This window comes from Macrococcus epidermidis, assembly GCF_003259695.1.
GTDB classification, from domain to species: Bacteria; Bacillota; Bacilli; order Staphylococcales; family Staphylococcaceae; genus Macrococcoides; species Macrococcoides epidermidis.
The window spans coordinates 1-18,677 of record NZ_PZJH01000013.1; the positions used below are offsets into that span (position 1 = coordinate 1).

The following is an 18,677-nucleotide window of genomic DNA, read 5'->3' on the forward strand; positions in this document are numbered from 1 at the left end:
GTCTCGTCATCGGCAAGACGCGAAAATAGTGAGGAGATGTGTCATCTTTCCGGATACGCGTACTATCCGGCAAAGAAGGGCGGAAAATAGGTGAGAGATGTGTCATCTTTTCCGGATACGCGTACTATCCGGAAAAGACAGACGGAAAATAGGTGAGAGATGTGTCATCTTTTCCGGATACGCGTATTATCCGGCAAAGACGGGCAAAAAATATAATACAAATAAACATAAAAAGAGGCCGTATATAAAACCGGCCTCCATCGTATTACAATTACTTATTTAATTCATTGATGATTTTTTTGTCGTTGTGTGTGTAGATGATGTATTTTTTATCTTTAGTGTCTAAAAGGATACGATTAGTTTTACCAAAAGTTGAACCGATACGTACTACTTTCTCATCGTTATTCTCATCTGCACCAGCGTAGATGTTTGTATCTTCTTTTACGCTTAAGATGTCTTCGTTCGGAATTGTGATGTCAGCAACACGCCATTTGATATTTACTTCTTTATCGTTCTTAGTAATTCTCATTGCCATTTTTAATACACATCCTTATTTATTTGATACCATAAATATACTCCTTTTTATGACGACTTACAATTAAACCGATGTTTTTTCCCGAAAAAAAATGAAAATTACGTGATATGATTGAATTAACAAACAATCGTTAAAAATAGAGCGATTAAGGAGGACAAAATTGAATAAAAAAATTCAAATGTTGATATTACTACTCGGTGTTGTTGTCGTTGCTTCGACATTACGAGCACCGCTTACAGCAATTGGCCCGATGATTTCAGAAATAGGTGAAGCATTAGATCTTCCGAAAGCCTTACTTGGAATGCTAACAACGATTCCGCTGATTATGTTTGGCATGGTATCACCGTTTGTGGCGCGTTTCTCTCGTTCAGTAGGGATGAGCGCTGCATTGATGATTGGCATGTTTATTCTACTCTGTGGTCTTATCATTCGTATTATTCCTAACATCCCTATGTTGTTAACGGGTACGGTATTGATTGGTATTGGCATAGCGATAGGAAATGTAATACTTCCGAGCTTTGTAAAATGGCGTTTCCCTCAACAGATGGGATTGATGACGGGCGTGTTTGCTGCAACGATGAATATGACAGCAGGTATCGGTGGTGGTTTAAGTGTGCCATTGAGTATGGTTAATGATGGAGGGTATCAATATTCATTAGGATTCTGGATATTATTTAGTATTGCAGGTATTTTACTATGGATGCCACAACTGAAATATAATCCAAGATTAACTGTAACAGAAAGTAAGCGTCCTATATATAAATCTAAACTTGCGGTTGCAATTGCTTTAATGATGGGATTTCAGTCGATGAACTTTTATTCAACTGTTACATGGTTTCCTGATATTTTAATGTCATATGGCGTTAGTCAGGAAGCAGCGGGTTATTATTTAATGCTCAATCAGTTTGCTCAGTTGCCGATGACTTTTCTAATGCCTGTTATTGCAATGAAAATGAAAAATCAACGTCCACTTGTGTATTTATTTACAGCATTATTTCTAATTGGCTTCAGTGCATTGCTAGTTAACAAGACGATATTTATCGTAATTGCCATGATAGCGACTGGTCTGGCAGGTGGTGCGGCATTTAGTTTATGCATGTTGTTCTTCTCACTACGTGCCAGGACTACTGAAGATGCGATTGAATTGTCTGGTTTCAGTCAATCCGTCGGGTATTTTGTAGCTGCTATTGGTCCGATGTTGCTCGGATATTTACATGATGTATTTAATAGTCACACACCGAGTTATATTATGTTCTTTGTGATTACGATTGTGATGTTTATTTTTGCTTTTATCTCAAGTCAGAATAAATATATCTTTGAATAGAAAAACTGCTCAGTGATGTTAACTGAGCAGTTTTTTACGTTTCATTGTCTTAAATTGCATATACTTACTATAACTATAAAGGATAAGACCCGTCCATATACAGAAGAATGTTATAAGGTCGGTCATACTAAATGACTCCCCGAACAAAAAGACACCTTGTAGCAATATTAAAGTTGGTGAAATATATTGTAAGAAGCCGATTAAAGATAATGGGATACGCTTTGCGCCTGCTGTAAACATGATGAGTGGTACTGCAGTAGCGACCCCGGCAAAAAGTATTAGAAAACTCGTGTGATTCATACCGAAGTGCTGTTCACCTTGTCTTGCTAATAGGAAGAGACCAAGCATTGCTATTGGTAATGATATGATTGTTTCAAGTGCGATACTATAGATAGCATCGATATTGACAAACTTCTTCATCAGCCCATATAATGCAAAACTCATAGCAAGAATAATTGATATGAGTGGGAAAGTACCGCTGCTGATTGTCATATAAAATACACCAATTGCTGCAAAGATAATCGCAAACGTCTCTAGTATATTAAAACGTTCTTTCATAAAAATAAATCCAAGTGCGATACTCATCAATGGATTGATGTAATATCCAAGACTAGCCTGCAATACATGATGGTTGTTAATCGCCCAGATAAATATACCCCAGTTCACCATAATTACGATACTAGCGATAATCAGTGCAATCAATTCTTTTTTACGATTGAATAACGCTTTCGTATCTGTTTTAAAGGTGCTCCATTTCTTTAATGCGACAATCAAAATCACCATAAATACAGCTGACCAGATAACGCGATGAAATAATATCTCATAAGGGTTGAAGGTATTGACTGAACGCCAATATGTAGGAAGTAATCCCCATAATAAATATGCACCACCTGCATATAGTACCCCTTTTGTATTTTCCTGCATATATACACCTCCGCCTTTTCTATCATCATCATAGCAAAACTCTATTATGTCGTGCTGAAATGATGCTTAAGTACAGGATAAATAGTGTTTCTACACATTTTTAGTGCATGTGGTATAATACTTACATTGTATGTCGTTAATTTCATACATCTAAGGAGAGAAACAATGAAAAAGTGGATAAGTATTTTGCTCATGTCAGTAGTACTTTGTGCGTGTGGTAAGGCAGAAGATGCACCTAAAAAAGTCGATCATAAGCCTGATATAGAAGTGAAAGTAAAACCACCAGTTGATAAGAAAAAGACTGATGATACTAAAAAAACAGCAAAAAAAGAAAAGAATAGTACGAAAGAAAAGAAAGAAAAAAACAGTACAGCAACTACAACTAAAACTGTTCAAACATCAAGAGGTTATGATACAGAACGGTATAATCTTGCAAGAACTTGCCTTGTAACTCCGGGCAAAGAAAAAACAGCTGATTGTCAGGATATTAGTCACACTTCTGAATATTCGAAAGCGTGGAACAATCTGACGAGTGAGGGCTATATTTGTAGAAGTGGTCAATGTAATTTGGCAGTTCAAACCGAAACTGAAGAGAAAACGATTGAAAAACAAGAGAAGGTCACAAATGAACAGAAGAGCACTGTCCCGATTACAACTGAAGTCATCCCTGCTAAACCGGATAAGACGACAGAACCGAAAACGACAGAACCAACTACGGAACCGCCTCAAACTTCTGAATCTGATGAAGTAAGAACGACAGAACCGAAAACGCCAGAACAAAAAAATACGCTGACAAAAGAGGATACAGCGCAACAATCAAGGTCAGCAGTGCAGGACAATTCAGATGATAACAATCAATGATATTAAAGCAGCATACATTCCTCTAAAAAATAATGAACATCAACATTCGATGGAAAGTTATATGAAAAATAACTTTCCATTTCTCGGTATTAAGAAGAGTGTAACTGCGCCTGTAATGAGAGAATTATTTAAACAGGGGTTACCAGTTACTAAAGAAGGTGTGAAAACACTGGTGGACGATTGTTTTCTTGAGAGAGAACGAGAATATCACTATATTGGTATGGTGATTCTAAATAAAAAAGAAAAGTTGTTTAATGTGACTGATCTTGATTATATTGAAGGACTTTTAACGACACATAGCTGGTGGGACTCGGTAGATACAATCGCACCGAATATCGTTGGGTCAATAGTACTAAGAGAACGTAACATAGGAGAACAGAAGATGCGAGAATGGAATCGTTCTGATAACTTCTGGCTACAACGCGCTAGTCTTTTACATCAACTAAAATATAAGGATAAAATGAACGAAACATTGCTCACAGAATTTATTCTAAATACGAAAGATGATAAAGTATTTTTTATTCGTAAAGCGATTGGTTGGGTACTAAGAGAATATTCAAAGACGAATGCTGTATTCGTAAAAGATTTTATCTCTTCCAATAAACTCTCACCATTGTCAGAACGTGAAGCTTTAAAATGGCTGACAAGAACACAAAAAATCGACTCAAACTAAAATGAGTCGATTTTTTGTGTTCAAATGTAGTCATAAACATTTGACTAGAATGAGTTGGGCGAAATAAAGGGGGTTATTTCATTTATTTAATACTCATTGACTTATAATGCTAGTATAATAATATGTGAAATATATTTCAATGGATATGTGATGTTTTTCACAGAAGTGTCAAATATGAAGGAGATGTGTCTAATGACCGGAAAAACACATATAGCACTCGGTGTGCTGATCGGCACATCTTATGGTATGCATACTGCTTATGATATCAGTTCTTTCGCTGGTATTATCGGTACTACAGCACTGTTTAGTATCGTACCTGATATTTGCCATGCTGGTAGCAAGCTCGGGAAAAAGATATGGCCGATCAGTTCGTTAATTGCACTTATTTTTGGGCATCGTACGCTGACGCATTCAATCTTTTTTATGTTACTTACAGGTATATTACTCATTGTACTGAATGTTAATACGATATATGTGATCAGTGCAGTAATCGGTGTAATCAGCCATTTGTTATTAGATATGTTAACACCGCGAGGCGTAACTTTATTCTTCCCGATAAATAAGAAGATTGTTTTCCCTTTTACATTTAAGACTGGAGGGATTTTAGATTTGTCACTTGCAACGACTTTTAGTGTGTTAACGATGTATCTATTTTATACAGAAATGTTTCATAGAACATTAGTATGGCTAAACTAATCATGATAAAATATGAATAAACATAATTTTAAAATAATAAAGTCTAAGGAGAATTTCACGGATGAACAATAAATTAAAACAATACGGTCATACAACTTTAGCAACACAATTAGAGCGCTTATCTGATGATAAAAAGGTTGAGTTACAAAATATGCTGGAACAGCAGGACTTTGATAGCATCCAAAAGTTATATGATGAAGTTTATGTTAATCGAGAGGTAAAGTTACCACAAGGTGAAATTAAAGACGTTGAGACAATCATTAAAGATGAAATGTCAGAAGAAATGCGTATTACATATAAAGAAAAAGGGTTAGAAGCAATTAAACAACTTAAAATAGCACCTGTATTGATGGCAGGTGGTCAAGGTACACGTTTAGAACATCCAGGACCTAAAGGTACATTTGAATTTGATGGGAAAAGTTTGTTTGAATTTCAGGCTGAACAAATTATTACTTACAATGAAGCATATAGTATCAATATACCATGGACAATTATGACAAGTGACATTAATCACGAGGAAACATTAGCTTACTTTGAAGCACATCATTATTTTGGTATGCCAAAAGAAAATATTACGTTCTTTAAGCAACCGAATATCGTGGCATTGAGTGAGTCAGGTGAATTATTATTAAATAAAGAACAATCACTTCTTACAACGCCGAATGGCAATGGTGGTATTTTTGAAGCATTACATTCAACTGGTGTGAACAACGCTTTAAAGGACAAAGGCGTAGAATATCTTTACATTAATAATATTGATAATGTTCTCGTAAAAGTGTTAGATCCAATTCTTTGTGGATTAGCTGTAGACAGTCAGTCAGATGTTACTACAAAGACAATTGCAGCTAAGGATAATGAAAGTGTAGGACGTGTTATTGAAGTTGAAGGTGTTAAACAAGTTATGGAGTACACTGAATTACCTGAAGGTGAAGAGAATACATATCGCAACGCAAATATTGGTATTCACATCTTTAAATTAGATTATTTAATAGCACATGCTGAAAGCGAACTACCCTATCACTTAGCAATCAAGAACTTAGAACAATTAGACGGTGAATTAAATCCTGTAAAACAATCAACATTAAAGTTTGAAAAGTTTTATTTTGACATCTTCCGTTATGGTCAATCATTTAAGACATTACAAGTGGACCGTGCAAGTGAATTTAGTCCGTTAAAGAATAAAGAAGGAAAAGATAGTGTTGAAACAGCCCGTCAGGACTTAATCAATAATAAATTATTGTAGAGGTGAACCATTTGAAATCTAAAACACATATTTATGTCATTATCATGATGTTAGCGCTTGTGGCTATAAATCTCTATCTATCATACTATTACATTATTGGTCCCGGACGAGGAGAAGTCAGCTGGATGGGGTTTGTATCTTTATTTGCTGCTTTAATGCTTATCGGATTAACGTATAAGTATTACCAATCTCAGAAAAAGATTAATATGGATGATTTTAATGCGCATATTAAATCAGATGATGACCGTCTCATTAAATAGCTTTAAGTATAGAAAAGAGAAATTAAATCTTCTGGATGTGTAGATAAAAGTAATAAACGATGTGTAATGTGTTGTGCATTATAAATTGAAATTTTGGCATAGGGCGTGTGAATGTAATGAAAAATAAATGGTTTTTGCCGGTTGTCTTATCGTTAATTGTACTTGCGTTGGTATTAGCAAGTGTCATATTTTTATACTTAAATGAACAGGATAAGAAGAATACGATTGAAATTGATGAACGTATAAAGACACACGTATTAAATGTCGATGGTAAAGTTAAACAGAACTTATCGAACTATTTTCAGGAAGGTGAACAGAAAGAGCCGGTTCTCATGCATGTGGAACTAGGAGATACCGTCCAAAAAGGTGATCCATTGTTCACATATAATGATGAAGCCCTTTTCTCTAAAGAAAAAGAAGTTGGTCTTTCATTAGATAACAAGATGATTGAGAAAGATCAGATTGAAGGGCAAATTCTAGCGATGGAAATGATGGAAAGCGACACTTCTTCTGAAAATAAACTTGATGAAATTGAAGCTCAGTTAAACTGGCTGGATTCTGAACTATCTAAAGCAGAGAACAATATTGATATATTAAAGGAAAAGCAGACACAAATTTCAGGTAAGATAGATGAATTAACAGTTAAAGCAAGTACGGACGGAAAAGTTGTTAAACTGGATAAAGCTCAAATTGAGAAATTCTCAGAAAAAGCACAGAAAAAACCGATTCTGGTTGTGACAGACGAGAAGTACTTTGTAGAAGGAACAGCAAGCAGAAAGCAGATTGACTTCCTTGAAGAAGGATTAAAATTTGATGCTAAACACGTGCAAAACAAAGATAAATCATACAATGGAACTGTGGATACATATGAGCAGTTGGCAGTAAATCCTGAAGCTGATACACAACGCTTTTTATATCAAGGTAGTTTAGATCATCATAAAAATCTATACGTCGGAGATAAGATGAATGTTAAGATACATCTATCCTATAAAGATCATATTTGGTTACCAGAGCGATACGTGAAGAAAAAGTTAACAACACATAAAAATAAAAAGAAACTTGCACATCCGGTAAAAGAGTATTACGTCAATAAAATCTATGGTGATCAGGTGAATGAAGAGAAAGTTAAAGTGAAACGTTTTGTAAATGGTCAGTACCTTGTCGTTGATGGTCTTTCTTCAATCGATGCTATAAAAGCGTTTAAATAAATTTTATAACATTTTTATGATTGCGACATAGCAATTTAGGGTAAGTAATATTAACTATTATGTTAGCAATCAACCGAGTAGGGGGAACGTATATGAAATGGCAAGGTCGACAAGGTAGTTCGAACGTTGAGGATGCAAGAGGATCTGGTGGCGGATTCTCAGGCGGCGGAAGTCCGATGGTTATCGGCGGAGGCGGAATGGGATGTTTAGGTGTTATTGCCGTGATTATTTTTATGTTAATGGGGGGGAACCCTGGAGATTTAGGTGGTGTTCTTGGTGGAGATCCTTCACAACAAGAACAAACACAAGATAATGGCGCAACATCAGGTGGCTCTGGTTCTCAAGATAATCCTTTTGAAACAGGTAATGTGAAGAAAGAGGCTGAACAAGTTGATACTAAGACTGAACAGTCATTAGATGAACGTGGTCAGTTTGCGTCAGTTGTTCTTAAAGATACTGAAGATGTATGGCATGAATTATTTAAGAAATATGATCGTACATATACTGAACCTAAACTAGTGCTATATACGGATGGTGTGCGTTCAGGCTGTGGTAATGCAAGCGCACAGATGGGACCTTTCTACTGTCCGACAGATCAAAAAGTTTATATTGATTTATCTTTCATGGATGAATTAGATAAAAAGTTTAATGCACCTGGAGACTTTGCGATGGCTTATGTTATTGCACACGAAGTAGGTCACCACGTCCAAAATGAATTAGGTATCCTACCGAAATTCCACCAATTAAGAAATCAATTATCTGAAACTGAATACAATAAATATTCAGTTGCAGTTGAGTTACAAGCAGACTATTTAGCTGGTGTGTATGCGAAACATGCACAGGAAATGGGTTACACTGATGAAGGTGACCTAGAAGAAGCGATTAAAGCAGCGCATGCTGTAGGTGATGATACGATTCAGGAAAAAGCAATTGGTAGAGCAAATCCAGATACATTTACACATGGATCAAGTGCTGATCGTATGAAATGGTTTAAAAAAGGTTATGAAGCCGGCGATTTAAGTGAAGGCGATACATTTAAAGCTTTAGGATTAGAATTTTAAATCATCAGATAATAAAGGTATACTAATATTAATTAGTATATCTTTTTTTATTTGGAGGGGTAATCTTGGAACTATATTTTAACGGTCCGATCTATACGATGAAGCGTGAGGATGAAACAGTTCAGGCAGTACTTGTTGAAGGCAATCGCATAAAAGCGATTTATCAGGAAGTACCGGATTTAAAAGATGTTAAATACATAGATTTAAATGGAAACGCAATGTTTCCAGGTTTTGTAGACACACATATTCATCTTGTTGGAACAGGAATTGCACTGAGAGGTGTAAATTTTAAAGATGATGATGATATAGAGATTATCATCGAAAAAATTCGTAATGCAACTGAAAATATGGATGATAGCAGCTTTTTAATATGTGAAGGCTATAATGAAAATCAATTAGATGGATATAAAATAACGAAAGATGATATTGATGCAATCACTGACAAGAAGGTGATTATTAAACGTGTTTGCCGACATGCAGCAATTGTTAACTCAAGTGTGTTTGAGTATTTTAATATCAATGACAATGTAGCTGATATGCCAGGTGGGCATTATGAGAAGGTAGATGGCGTGTTAAACGGTTGGGTGCATGACAATGCAATGGAAGCGATGTTAGAAGTTGCATCAATAGAAGATGAAGCATCGCTAACTGGTCACGTTGAATATGCAGTACAGCAATTTACGCAGGCAGGTTTAACAGGTGTTCATACAGAGGATCTTGCTTACTATAATGATTTTAAAGATGTGTTGAATGCATATAAAAATGTTATTAATAAGGATAATCCTTTTAGATTAAATATTTTACGCCATACGGAGGTCATTGAAGATGTCGTCCAATATGCGTTTGAATATAATGATTATTTTAGACCAGATGCGATGAAATTTTATGCAGATGGAGCATTAGGCGGTAGAACTGCTTTGTTTAGCGAACCGTATAGTGATGAAGATACATATGGACTCGCGATCTATACGCCAGATGAACTTGCCGAGCAAGTGAAAAAAGCACGCAATTTAGATGTAAATATTGCTGTACATATGATCGGGGATAAAGCAGTTGAAATGGTGCTTGATGCGATAGAAGCTTATCCACCGCGCAGTGGCAGAGATAGATTGATACATGTGAGTTTCTTAAGAGAAGATTTAATCGAAAGAATGGCGCGACTTAATATAATATGTGATATACAGCCGATGTTTGTTGCTTCTGACTTTCCATGGGCAATCGAAAGAGTCGGTGCATCGCGTATCCGTTACAGCTATCCATGGAAATCATTACTTGATAAAGGCATTATTTGCGGAGGAGGTTCTGACAGCCCGATAGAAGATTTCAGACCACTATCAGGTATTGCTGCTGCAGTAAATCGTAAAGCAGCAGATGATAAAAGTGATGGCTATAATATGACAGAAGCACTCAGTGTTTTTGAAGCGATATCACTTTATACGACTGAAGCAGCTAAAGTTGCAGATAATGTACCAGCATATGGAACGATTGAGGAAGGTAAGATTGCTGATTTTACGATTCTTAAAGAGGACCCTTTTAAAGTGGATCGATATCAGTTACAGGGTATCGAAGTAGCTGCAACCGTAATTGATGGAAAAATAGTATACCAAGCTGAAAACTTAAAATAACTAATAAAGAGCCACACATTTTATTGTGTGACTCTTTTTATATGTATCTATAATTTCTTTCGCCAGTTATAATCAGAAAGAATCATATCGCCTAATGTATATTCTGGTGACCAGTTAAGCGTAGCACGTGCTTTCGTAGCATTCGCTAGCACGAAATCCGGGTCTCCACCACGACGTTCTGATATCTTTTTGTTAAGTGTCAGGCCGGTTACTTTTTGCGCTGCATCTACAACTTGTTTTACTGAATAACCTTGTTCTGTACCCAGGTTAAATACAGTTGATGTACCATCGTTAAATAAATAATCCATTCCAAGTTGATGTGCTTTTGCAAGATCGAAGACATGGATAAAGTCTCGAATACATGTACCATCTTCTGTGTTGTAATCATCGCCAAAGATTTCGAACACTTCTCTTTTCCCGAGCAATGTGCTGTTAATAGAAGGGATTAAGTGAGTTGGATTTTTTGTGCGCAGTCCATTAGACCCATCCAGCATTGCACCAGCCACATTAAAATATCTAAAGATAACGTAATTGATACCATATCTTTCGCTTACCCAGTGAATCATTTGTTCACCGATATGTTTTGATTCAGCGTAAGGATTAGTTGGAGCAATAGGTGTAGATTCCACTGCTTTAATATTAAATGAATTATTGCCATAGATTGAAGCCGTTGATGAGAACATAAATTTGTTTACACCTTTGTCTGCAATAACACGTAATACACTATTTAATCCACATACGTTATGTTCAAAATAATTTAATGGATCTTTTACAGACTCACTAACGACAATCTTCCCGGCACAATGTAAGACTGCATCAATCTGTTCAAGATCAAATATTTTTGAGAACTGTTTCTCATCGCTTACATCACATTGATAAAACTTTGCACGGCTATCAACTGCATCTTTGTGCCCTGTTGATAGGTCATCAGCCACAATTACGTTATAATTAGAATTAAGCAACTTTGTAACTGTATGTGATCCGATATAACCAGCACCACCAGTAACCAATATAGTGTTCATGTGTAAATCTCCTTTAACGATTAAGTTATTCCTTTATTATACAATAAAATTCAATAGAACAAATATTAAAAGTATAAATTTTACTGAAACGTAAAATAAAAACCTTGTTTATTTTATTTTACACAAAAACAAAATACTTTGTTAATCTATATTTAGATTATTTAACACAAAAAAAAGGGAATGGAAAAATAATGAGGGGGCAGTTGATGAAACAATTTAAATTTCCTAAAGGTTCTATATTCACGATTTTATTTGTTTTATCAGTTGTATTAATCTCCGGTGCCTCATTTATTTTGATGATTACGTTTGGAATGTATGGTTTAAGTCGTATTCTTATATATTTCAGGCTGGCTGAATTTACGTATAATGAGAATGTGATGGATAATAGTTTCTATTATGGATCATATATTGCGATAGGTTATTTCCTGCTTGTCGTCATAGAATATATATTAGATGACGTAAAAAGCATGCAACCAGATAATAAATATTTTCAAGGATGGTACTTCCATTTATTGACGATTGGTTTATCAACAATCGTGTTTTATTTTGGTGTTCATATTAATTACCAGCATATCAAGATAAATTTCTTTGTTATACTGGCAGTCATAAGCTTACTTTATTACTTAACTGAAATATTCTATCCTGATAGTGAAGATTTGAATAAAGAAGATGACTAGTACTTCAGTGCTAGTCTATTGACATTTATCAGTTTAATATTAAACTGATAAAAGAGGTGAGAAGATGGAAACCAATAGAAGTTATCTTGTGTGGCTTAATATCGCACGCATTTATAACGATATTCTGAAAGAAATTAATGAACAATTAAAAGAGACAGGGTATTCATCTAGTCACTTCGACTGTTTGAATCAAATAGATACACATCCTGGATGTACACAAAATGAATTATCAGAATTAATGTTTGTCACGAAAGGGAATATTACGCATTTGCTTAAGAAATTAGAAGCCGATGGGTTAATAGAACGTTCGCAGGAATGGAAAGTGAAACATATACGATTGACCCACAAAGGGAAACACGTTATTGAAACACTGAGACCTAAACACACTGCATTGCAGGAAGAACTTTTTGGTGGACTTAATCAGGAGGAACAAAAAGAATTATTACAGTTGCTTCGAAAGATAAAACATAAATAATCGTGAAACGGGAATAAATTTTCGGAATAAATTTAATATAAAACTTTAAAATAAACTTTAAAATTAAAAGAGGTAGATAAACGTGAGAAAAATATTAGGACAACATCATGCTTCAGGTATTACAAAAGATGCTGCAAAAAATTTAGTATTTTACACTGAAATATTAGGGATGCGTTTAGTGAAGAAGACAGTGAACCAGGATGATCCGTCGATGTATCATCTATTCTATGCAGATGGCGTGGCAAATCCGGGTACGGACATTACATTCTTTGAAATACCAAACGTCGGCAGTACATATCGCGGGACAAATAGTATTTCGCAAATAGCATTGCGCGTAAAAAGCGATGAATCGATACATTATTTTAAAGAACGCTTTGAGCAATATAATGTGTATCATGATACACCGATTGAGATTAACGGTAGACTAACATTAGAGTTTGAAGATTTTGAAGGTCAACGTCTCGCGTTAGTTTCAGACCGTACAAATTCGGGTGTAGCTGCAGGTACACCATGGGAGAAAAGTATTGTACCCGTTGAATTTGGTATTACAGGTCTTGGGCCGTTTAAGATGGATGTTCAAGATGCAGAAGGATTTAGTAGTGTATTAACAGAAATATTCGGCTATAGAAGTACTGGATCGTTTGTGCATCCAGTCACACAACAGCAAATACTAACGTTTAGTTCAGACCTTGGTGGCACTGGCGATGAATTGCAAGTAGTGCATAATACTGAAGCGAAAGAACGTCCAGGTAAAGGTAGCATGCATCATATTGCTCTGCGTGTTAAAGATGAAGATGCATTACAAGAGTGGATAGATTTTATTAAAGAAAATAATATACCATCTAGTGGGTTCGTAGATCGTCATTTCTTTAAATCGCTTTATATTAGAACGCGACAAGGCATATTGATAGAACTTGCAACGGATGGTCCAGGATTTGATGTGAATGAGCCGCTTGAATCATTAGGTGAAAGTTTATCTTTACCACCATTTCTTGAAGCAAAACGCGAATGGATTGAATCACAAGTGAAACCATTACCTGAAGTGAAACATTTATAATATTTAAAAAAGATGGCTGATCAGATTAATTGATCAGTCATCTTTTTAATTATGCTTCTTTTTCACAATATACAGACACACTGCCTGGATTTACTTTGAAGACACCGTTACCTTCTTCATCGATAACCACGCCTTCTTCAATGGTGTCGGTATAGTCATACCACGTTTGTCCGGCACGATCTGCGCCAACAAACATTTGTTTTTCAGCTGGTTGTTCGCTGTTATTAATGATGACAGCACATCCTGATTTATCTTCAGCATATCCACGTCTAACCCAACCGACAACATTTGGATGATCGAAGTAATCATCTTGCTGGCCATAAGCTTTTAATTTACGAACATAGAGTAAAGGATCAATCGCCATCTGTTTACTATCAATTGGATGTTCTCCGCCAATACCATAATAATCGCCATAGAATACACATGGGAAACCATCTTCACGAAGTAAGATAAGGGCGTATGCAGATTGTTTAAACCAATCTTTAACAAATGATTCTAAAGCTTCTCCTGGTTGCGAATCATGATTGTCTACAAAAGTTACTGCATGCTCAGGATTCTCTTTCACTAAAGTGCCATCAAATATTTGACGTAGATCATAAGCAGCGCCACCTTCTGAAGCAGCTTTAAAGTTAAAGTGTAGTCTTACATCGAATAAATCTAAGCTGTATTCTGCTTCATCTAAAAAGTTCTCATTCACTTCAAGATCTGGATTCCAGAATTCACCGACAAAATAGAAATCTTGACCGCGATGTTCGCGCATTGCATGTACAAAGTCACGTATAAAATAACTTTCAATATGTTTTACTGCATCAAGACGCATACCATCAATATTTAATGTATCGATAAACCATTTACCCCAATTAATTGTCTCTTCGCGTACGTCGGGATGTTGATAATCAACATTTGTAAACATCAGATAATCGAAGTTGCCTTTTTCCTGATCGACATTTTCATTCCAGTCTTTATTTTCACCTAAAATTTTAAATATACCCGTTCGTCCTGTACGATGGTCATAATCAGTACCATTGAAATGTGTATAGTTCCATTCGAACGCACTGTATTTTTTATTACGCCCTGGGAAATAGAATTTTGTAAACGCATCGATATCAAATGGTTCAGAAATTTCATGATTTCTGTCATTCGGATCAACTTCTACAACGCGTACTGTTTCAGCTTCATCGGCACCTGCTTTATGATTTAGAACGACATCCGCATAAACTTTAATGTCTTGTTCATGAAGTGCTTCGATTGCTGCGATTAATTCTTCTTTCGTGCCGTATTTTGTTCGAACCTGTCCTTTTTGGTCGAATTCACCTAAGTCATATAAATCATATACGCTATAGCCGGTATTCATGACGTGATCAGCTTTAGTCGCCGGTGGTAACCAGATTGCATCAAAGCCTTTTTCTTTAAGTGATTCAGCTTCATCCTTTAATCTGTTCCAGTGATTACCATCATCATTTGAATGCCATTCAAAGTATTGCATAATAGTGTAGTTTTTAGTCATAGTGGTCTCCTTTAAATGTGTACAATATGTATATCTTCGTTATTTTCAATTTAATCCGTAATCTATTATAGCCCTTTTAATAGAATATAACCTAGAATAAGAAATTAATTTATACAAAGTGACAATCTTTTGTTAAACTATAGCTATTAGAAATGAGAAGGAGCGTTTATTGTGCTGACAAAAGAACAAGTTATTGAATTAATCGAAAAGTTAAATGATCCGGTTGTGAATCTTCCGTTAAAAGAAACTGGTGGGGTAAAGGAAGTTTCAATTAAAGAAGAGAAAAATCATGTTTCATTAAAGATCGGTATCGCGAAACTTGGTGGACAAGAACAGCTAGATCTACAAATGAAGATCGTTGAAGTATTAAAAGAAAATGGAGCAAACACTGTTGGACTTCGTTTTGAACAATTAGATGACGAAGCTTTAGAACAATTCCGTGGCCAGTCATCTTCTGAAATTGAACGATTGATCTCACCAGATGATAAAGTGAATTTTATTGCGATTGCTTCTGGTAAAGGCGGCGTAGGTAAATCTACAGTTTCTGTTAACTTAGCAGTTGCATTAGCACGCTTAGGAAAGCGTGTTGGGTTAGTTGATGCGGATATTTACGGATTTAGTGTACCTGATATGATGGGGATTTCAGAAAAACCTGAAATTGAAGGAAATAGAATTAAACCAGTTGAGCGTTTCGGGGTAAAAGTTATTTCAATGGCATTTTTCGTAGAAGAGAATACACCAGTTATCTGGCGTGGTCCAATGTTAGGTAAAATGATCAATAACTTCTTCCAGGAAGTAAATTGGGGAGAATTAGACTATATCCTTTTAGATTTACCACCAGGTACAGGGGACGTGGCGCTTGATGTTCATACAATGTTACCGAAGAGTAAGGAAATTATTGTAACAACGCCTCATCCGACAGCAGCATTTGTTGCAGCACGTGCGGGTGCTATGGCAATTCACACAGATCATGAAATATTAGGTGTAGTGGAGAACATGTCATACTTTGAAAGCAAAGTGACAGGAGAGAAAGAATATGTGTTTGGTAAAGGTGGCGGAGAGAAGTTAGCATCTGAGTTAAACACAGAATTAATCGGACAATTACCACTTGCACAACCTGACTGGACTGAAGAAGCTTTTGCACCGTCAGTTTATGCTGAAGATCATCAACTAGGCCAAATTTATTTAAATATGGCAGAGCGCATTATTAATAAAACAGAAGAAAAGTAATGAGGTATTAAAGTGACTTTAAAGAATTTAGGTAAATTTTACGGTATTACTTTATTAATCGGCCTTGTTTGTACAGTGCTTGTCAGTTTAGTTTTCGGATATGACAAACTGACCGTTTACTTAGTGAAAGGTGAAATAGGTGAATTTTTAGCCGCATTAGTTTGGTTTATGGGTTATGGGTTGCTGATTGCATCAATTTCCCAGCTGGCATTTTTTGCATATCTCTTTATTCATCAAATGGGTCAAGGCATATTCAAGAACGGATGGAATGCTATTCAGGTTGTAATTATTTTGTTTGCGATAATTGATTTAGTGTATTTCAGATATTTACGTTTCGGTAAACAGGACGGAGATATCTTGAAATTTATCTGGATTCCATTGCTTATCGTTATTTTTGGAGTTGCAGTTGCAATTTATAAGAATAAACTTACAGGAAAGAATGTATTTATTCCGGCAATGTTCTTTATGGTTGTGATGACAACTGTTGAATTGATTCCATTTTTAAAAGTAAAAGATATGATGTGGCTATATTGCACGATATTTAGTTTGCTGTTATGTAATGCATTTCAGTTATTATCATTGCCGAAGTACAATCGTTTATCATTTGAAGAACGTAAAGCGCGTAAAATAGCGCGAGGTACATGGGTAGAACCTGTTATTGAAACAGTACAGAATACAAAACAGTCAAAATCAACACAGGTTGTATCGCATAAGAAAAAGAAATCGAATAAAAAGAAAAGATAAATCAGATTAGACGCAAGTTTAATCTGATTTTTCCTATGGAGGGATAAGATGAAAAAAGGATTAATTAGTGCATTAGTGATTATTATGTTTATGAGTGCGATTGAAACATCAATAATTTCACTTGCGACACCCGCGATAGGGAAAGATTTAAATGCAACAAAGTCACTTGCATTGATTTTTACTACTTATATGATAGCAATTGTAATTGTAACACCTATTGTTGGAGAATTGATGAAGCGGCTAGGTGCTAAACGGTTAATGCTACTCGGTATTATTGTTTTTATAATCGGTAGTATGTTATCTGGACTATCGTTTACATTTGAAATGTTGCTTGCATCAAGATTAGTGCAAGGGTTAGGTGCAGGAATTATGATGACGATGGGGAATATCATACCGAAGATAGCGTTTGAAATTCCTTACCGCTATAAAGTGATGGGAATCGTTGGATCGGTATGGGGTATTTCGAGTATCGTCGGTCCGATACTCGGAGGACTTATTTTGACGTATCTTAATTGGAGTTATTTATTCTACGTCAATGTGCCTTTAGCGTTTTTAGCAATTTTTCTTGTCATTAAATATTTTAAGTTTGAAGAAATGAAACAAGAAAGTAAATTTGATTTTAAAGGATTGATATACTTTTATATCTTTCTTGGAAGCTTGCTTTGTGCATTATTAATAGAAACACATTGGTTTATTCATGCTGCTTTATTTATATTAGCGATGATGATATTAATCATATTCATAAAATATGAAAGCAGAATTGACGAACCGTTTATCCCAGTGAAAGCATTTAATAAGAGGATAGGCATCGTGATGGGTACGGATATGCTATATGCGATTATCATGATGGGGACAAATATTTTTCTGCCAATTTACCTTCAGACAGAAAAGGGATTAAGTCCTTTGCTTGCAGGACTGACTACATTTACGATTTCGATATTCTGGTTGCTTTCAACATTTGTATTGAAGACGCTCGAAACAAAACTTACGATACAACGTGTCTATCAATTAAGTTTCTTATATATGATTATCGGAAGTTTGATCATATTCATTTTTGATCATGCGATAGCGGTAACGATCGCATCAGCATTTTTAGGGCTATCTTTTGGTACAGTTTTTACAAAGAATATTGTAACGATACAGGAAAGCGCAGCGCCTCATCAATTAGGTAGTATGATGAGCACTTATAGTTTGCTTAAATTTATTGGATCAACGACAGGATCGATTATTATGTCTTTCTTCTATTACAGTAACGTATTTACTACGATAGATAATAATATGGCTTTTGGCATTTTAGTAGCCTCATTCTTAATCATCATCTATCAATTCGTCTTTAAAAATAAGGTAGTTCATTAATCATTACAGCGATTGAATGCTCGTTCAATCGCTGTTTTATTTTGCTTAACAGTAAGCATACCGTAATTAATTTTAAAATAAATAAAAAAGTTTTAAAAAAGTATTGACGAAAGTAATCCATCTTGATAAGATATAAAAGTCGCTGAAAACAAGCGATGCACAGCTTTAAGACATCGAAAATAACAAAGTGAAAAAGTGT

19 protein-coding genes are annotated in these 18,677 nt (G+C 35.3%); 15 read left to right on the forward strand and 4 right to left on the reverse strand.

The genetic code is table 11. The features are described from left to right. Window positions 1-271 precede the first annotated feature (271 nt). A complete protein-coding gene (locus tag BHU61_RS13020) occupies window positions 272-535 on the reverse strand; it encodes a SunI/YnzG family protein (RefSeq protein WP_096077344.1) in 264 nt (87 codons plus the stop codon). A 160-nt stretch (window positions 536-695) separates the two neighbouring features. Between BHU61_RS13020 and BHU61_RS13025 the strand changes: the two genes are divergently transcribed. Next, a complete protein-coding gene (locus BHU61_RS13025) occupies window positions 696-1,859 on the forward strand; it encodes a CynX/NimT family MFS transporter (protein WP_242444261.1) in 1,164 nt (387 codons plus the stop codon). An 18-nt stretch (window positions 1,860-1,877) separates the two neighbouring features. On the opposite strand, the gene rarD is transcribed toward BHU61_RS13025, so the two are convergent. Further along, window positions 1,878-2,783 carry an EamA family transporter RarD gene (gene rarD, locus BHU61_RS13030; RefSeq protein WP_111717486.1) on the reverse strand — a complete coding sequence of 302 codons (906 nt, stop codon included), beginning with the start codon at window positions 2,781-2,783 and terminating at the stop codon, window positions 1,878-1,880. Between the two features lie 165 nt (window positions 2,784-2,948). Here rarD and BHU61_RS13035 point away from each other — a divergent pair, with 165 nt between their 5' ends. From BHU61_RS13035 to BHU61_RS13065, 8 genes are all read left to right on the forward strand, one after another. Beyond that, entirely contained in the window at window positions 2,949-3,644 is a 696-nt protein-coding gene (locus tag BHU61_RS13035; RefSeq protein WP_111717488.1) for a hypothetical protein, read from the forward strand. Next, window positions 3,628-4,317, forward strand: a complete 690-nt coding sequence (locus BHU61_RS13040) for a DNA alkylation repair protein (RefSeq protein ID WP_111717490.1) — start codon at window positions 3,628-3,630, stop codon at window positions 4,315-4,317. Before BHU61_RS13035 ends, BHU61_RS13040 begins: the two co-directional genes overlap by 17 nt. Before the next feature lie 192 nt (window positions 4,318-4,509). Further along, window positions 4,510-5,013, forward strand: coding sequence for a metal-dependent hydrolase (locus tag BHU61_RS13045; protein WP_111717492.1), 504 nt, complete (start codon window positions 4,510-4,512; stop codon window positions 5,011-5,013). A 61-nt stretch (window positions 5,014-5,074) separates the two neighbouring features. Beyond that, on the forward strand, window positions 5,075-6,256 hold the full coding sequence (locus tag BHU61_RS13050) for a UTP--glucose-1-phosphate uridylyltransferase (RefSeq protein WP_111717494.1): 1,182 nt from the start codon (window positions 5,075-5,077) through the stop codon (window positions 6,254-6,256). 11 nt (window positions 6,257-6,267) lie between these two features. Beyond that, the gene (locus tag BHU61_RS13315) at window positions 6,268-6,516 is read left to right on the forward strand and encodes a hypothetical protein (RefSeq protein ID WP_146608875.1); all 249 of its coding nucleotides are present in this window, start codon (window positions 6,268-6,270) and stop codon (window positions 6,514-6,516) included. Window positions 6,517-6,632: 116 nt separating this feature from the next. Beyond that, a complete protein-coding gene (locus tag BHU61_RS13055) occupies window positions 6,633-7,724 on the forward strand; it encodes an efflux RND transporter periplasmic adaptor subunit (RefSeq protein WP_111717496.1) in 1,092 nt (363 codons plus the stop codon). Window positions 7,725-7,816: 92 nt separating this feature from the next. After that, entirely contained in the window at window positions 7,817-8,785 is a 969-nt protein-coding gene (ypfJ, locus tag BHU61_RS13060) for a KPN_02809 family neutral zinc metallopeptidase (protein WP_111717498.1), read from the forward strand. 65 nt (window positions 8,786-8,850) lie between these two features. After that, on the forward strand, window positions 8,851-10,410 hold the full coding sequence (locus BHU61_RS13065; RefSeq protein ID WP_242444262.1) for an amidohydrolase: 1,560 nt from the start codon (window positions 8,851-8,853) through the stop codon (window positions 10,408-10,410). Between the two features lie 47 nt (window positions 10,411-10,457). Here the strand turns inward: BHU61_RS13065 and galE are convergent, their stop codons facing one another. Then, window positions 10,458-11,432, reverse strand: a complete 975-nt coding sequence (galE, locus tag BHU61_RS13070; RefSeq protein WP_111717501.1) for a UDP-glucose 4-epimerase GalE — start codon at window positions 11,430-11,432, stop codon at window positions 10,458-10,460. A 206-nt stretch (window positions 11,433-11,638) separates the two neighbouring features. Here galE and BHU61_RS13075 point away from each other — a divergent pair, with 206 nt between their 5' ends. The 3 genes from BHU61_RS13075 to BHU61_RS13085 all read left to right on the forward strand — a co-directional run bounded on the left by BHU61_RS13075 (window position 11,639) and on the right by BHU61_RS13085 (window position 13,641). After that, window positions 11,639-12,109, forward strand: coding sequence for a SepA family multidrug efflux transporter (locus tag BHU61_RS13075; protein ID WP_111717503.1), 471 nt, complete (start codon window positions 11,639-11,641; stop codon window positions 12,107-12,109). Window positions 12,110-12,173: 64 nt separating this feature from the next. After that, window positions 12,174-12,584 (forward strand): MarR family winged helix-turn-helix transcriptional regulator, encoded by a 411-nt coding sequence (locus BHU61_RS13080; protein WP_111717505.1) that lies wholly within the window; start codon window positions 12,174-12,176, stop codon window positions 12,582-12,584. 76 nt (window positions 12,585-12,660) lie between these two features. Further along, the gene (locus BHU61_RS13085; RefSeq protein ID WP_111717506.1) at window positions 12,661-13,641 is read left to right on the forward strand and encodes a VOC family protein; all 981 of its coding nucleotides are present in this window, start codon (window positions 12,661-12,663) and stop codon (window positions 13,639-13,641) included. A gap of 49 nt (window positions 13,642-13,690) precedes the next feature. Here the strand turns inward: BHU61_RS13085 and BHU61_RS13090 are convergent, their stop codons facing one another. After that, window positions 13,691-15,148, reverse strand: a complete 1,458-nt coding sequence (locus tag BHU61_RS13090; protein ID WP_111717508.1) for an alpha-amylase — start codon at window positions 15,146-15,148, stop codon at window positions 13,691-13,693. 171 nt (window positions 15,149-15,319) lie between these two features. Here BHU61_RS13090 and BHU61_RS13095 point away from each other — a divergent pair, with 171 nt between their 5' ends. Genes BHU61_RS13095 through BHU61_RS13105 form a run of 3 tightly spaced genes read left to right on the forward strand, consistent with a single transcriptional unit; the run spans window position 15,320 to window position 18,478 of the window. Next, window positions 15,320-16,378 (forward strand): Mrp/NBP35 family ATP-binding protein, encoded by a 1,059-nt coding sequence (locus tag BHU61_RS13095; RefSeq protein ID WP_111717510.1) that lies wholly within the window; start codon window positions 15,320-15,322, stop codon window positions 16,376-16,378. A gap of 12 nt (window positions 16,379-16,390) precedes the next feature. Continuing rightward, window positions 16,391-17,122 carry a KinB-signaling pathway activation protein gene (locus tag BHU61_RS13100; protein ID WP_111717511.1) on the forward strand — a complete coding sequence of 244 codons (732 nt, stop codon included), beginning with the start codon at window positions 16,391-16,393 and terminating at the stop codon, window positions 17,120-17,122. Window positions 17,123-17,170: 48 nt separating this feature from the next. Further along, window positions 17,171-18,478, forward strand: a complete 1,308-nt coding sequence (locus BHU61_RS13105; RefSeq protein WP_111717513.1) for an MFS transporter — start codon at window positions 17,171-17,173, stop codon at window positions 18,476-18,478. The last annotated feature ends 199 nt before the right edge of the window (window positions 18,479-18,677 follow it).

Coding starts and splice junctions, on each gene's coding strand:
- BHU61_RS13020 (WP_096077344.1), bottom strand. CDS start 535: ATGGCAATGAGAATTACTAAGAACGATAAAGAAGTAAATATCAAATGG.
- rarD (WP_111717486.1), bottom strand. CDS start 2,783: ATGCAGGAAAATACAAAAGGGGTACTATATGCAGGTGGTGCATATTTA.
- BHU61_RS13035 (WP_111717488.1), top strand. CDS start 2,949: ATGAAAAAGTGGATAAGTATTTTGCTCATGTCAGTAGTACTTTGTGCG.
- BHU61_RS13040 (WP_111717490.1), top strand. CDS start 3,628: ATGATAACAATCAATGATATTAAAGCAGCATACATTCCTCTAAAAAAT.
- BHU61_RS13045 (WP_111717492.1), top strand. CDS start 4,510: ATGACCGGAAAAACACATATAGCACTCGGTGTGCTGATCGGCACATCT.
- BHU61_RS13050 (WP_111717494.1), top strand. CDS start 5,075: ATGAACAATAAATTAAAACAATACGGTCATACAACTTTAGCAACACAA.
- BHU61_RS13055 (WP_111717496.1), top strand. CDS start 6,633: ATGAAAAATAAATGGTTTTTGCCGGTTGTCTTATCGTTAATTGTACTT.
- ypfJ (WP_111717498.1), top strand. CDS start 7,817: ATGAAATGGCAAGGTCGACAAGGTAGTTCGAACGTTGAGGATGCAAGA.
- galE (WP_111717501.1), bottom strand. CDS start 11,432: ATGAACACTATATTGGTTACTGGTGGTGCTGGTTATATCGGATCACAT.
- BHU61_RS13075 (WP_111717503.1), top strand. CDS start 11,639: ATGAAACAATTTAAATTTCCTAAAGGTTCTATATTCACGATTTTATTT.
- BHU61_RS13080 (WP_111717505.1), top strand. CDS start 12,174: ATGGAAACCAATAGAAGTTATCTTGTGTGGCTTAATATCGCACGCATT.
- BHU61_RS13090 (WP_111717508.1), bottom strand. CDS start 15,148: ATGACTAAAAACTACACTATTATGCAATACTTTGAATGGCATTCAAAT.
- BHU61_RS13105 (WP_111717513.1), top strand. CDS start 17,171: ATGAAAAAAGGATTAATTAGTGCATTAGTGATTATTATGTTTATGAGT.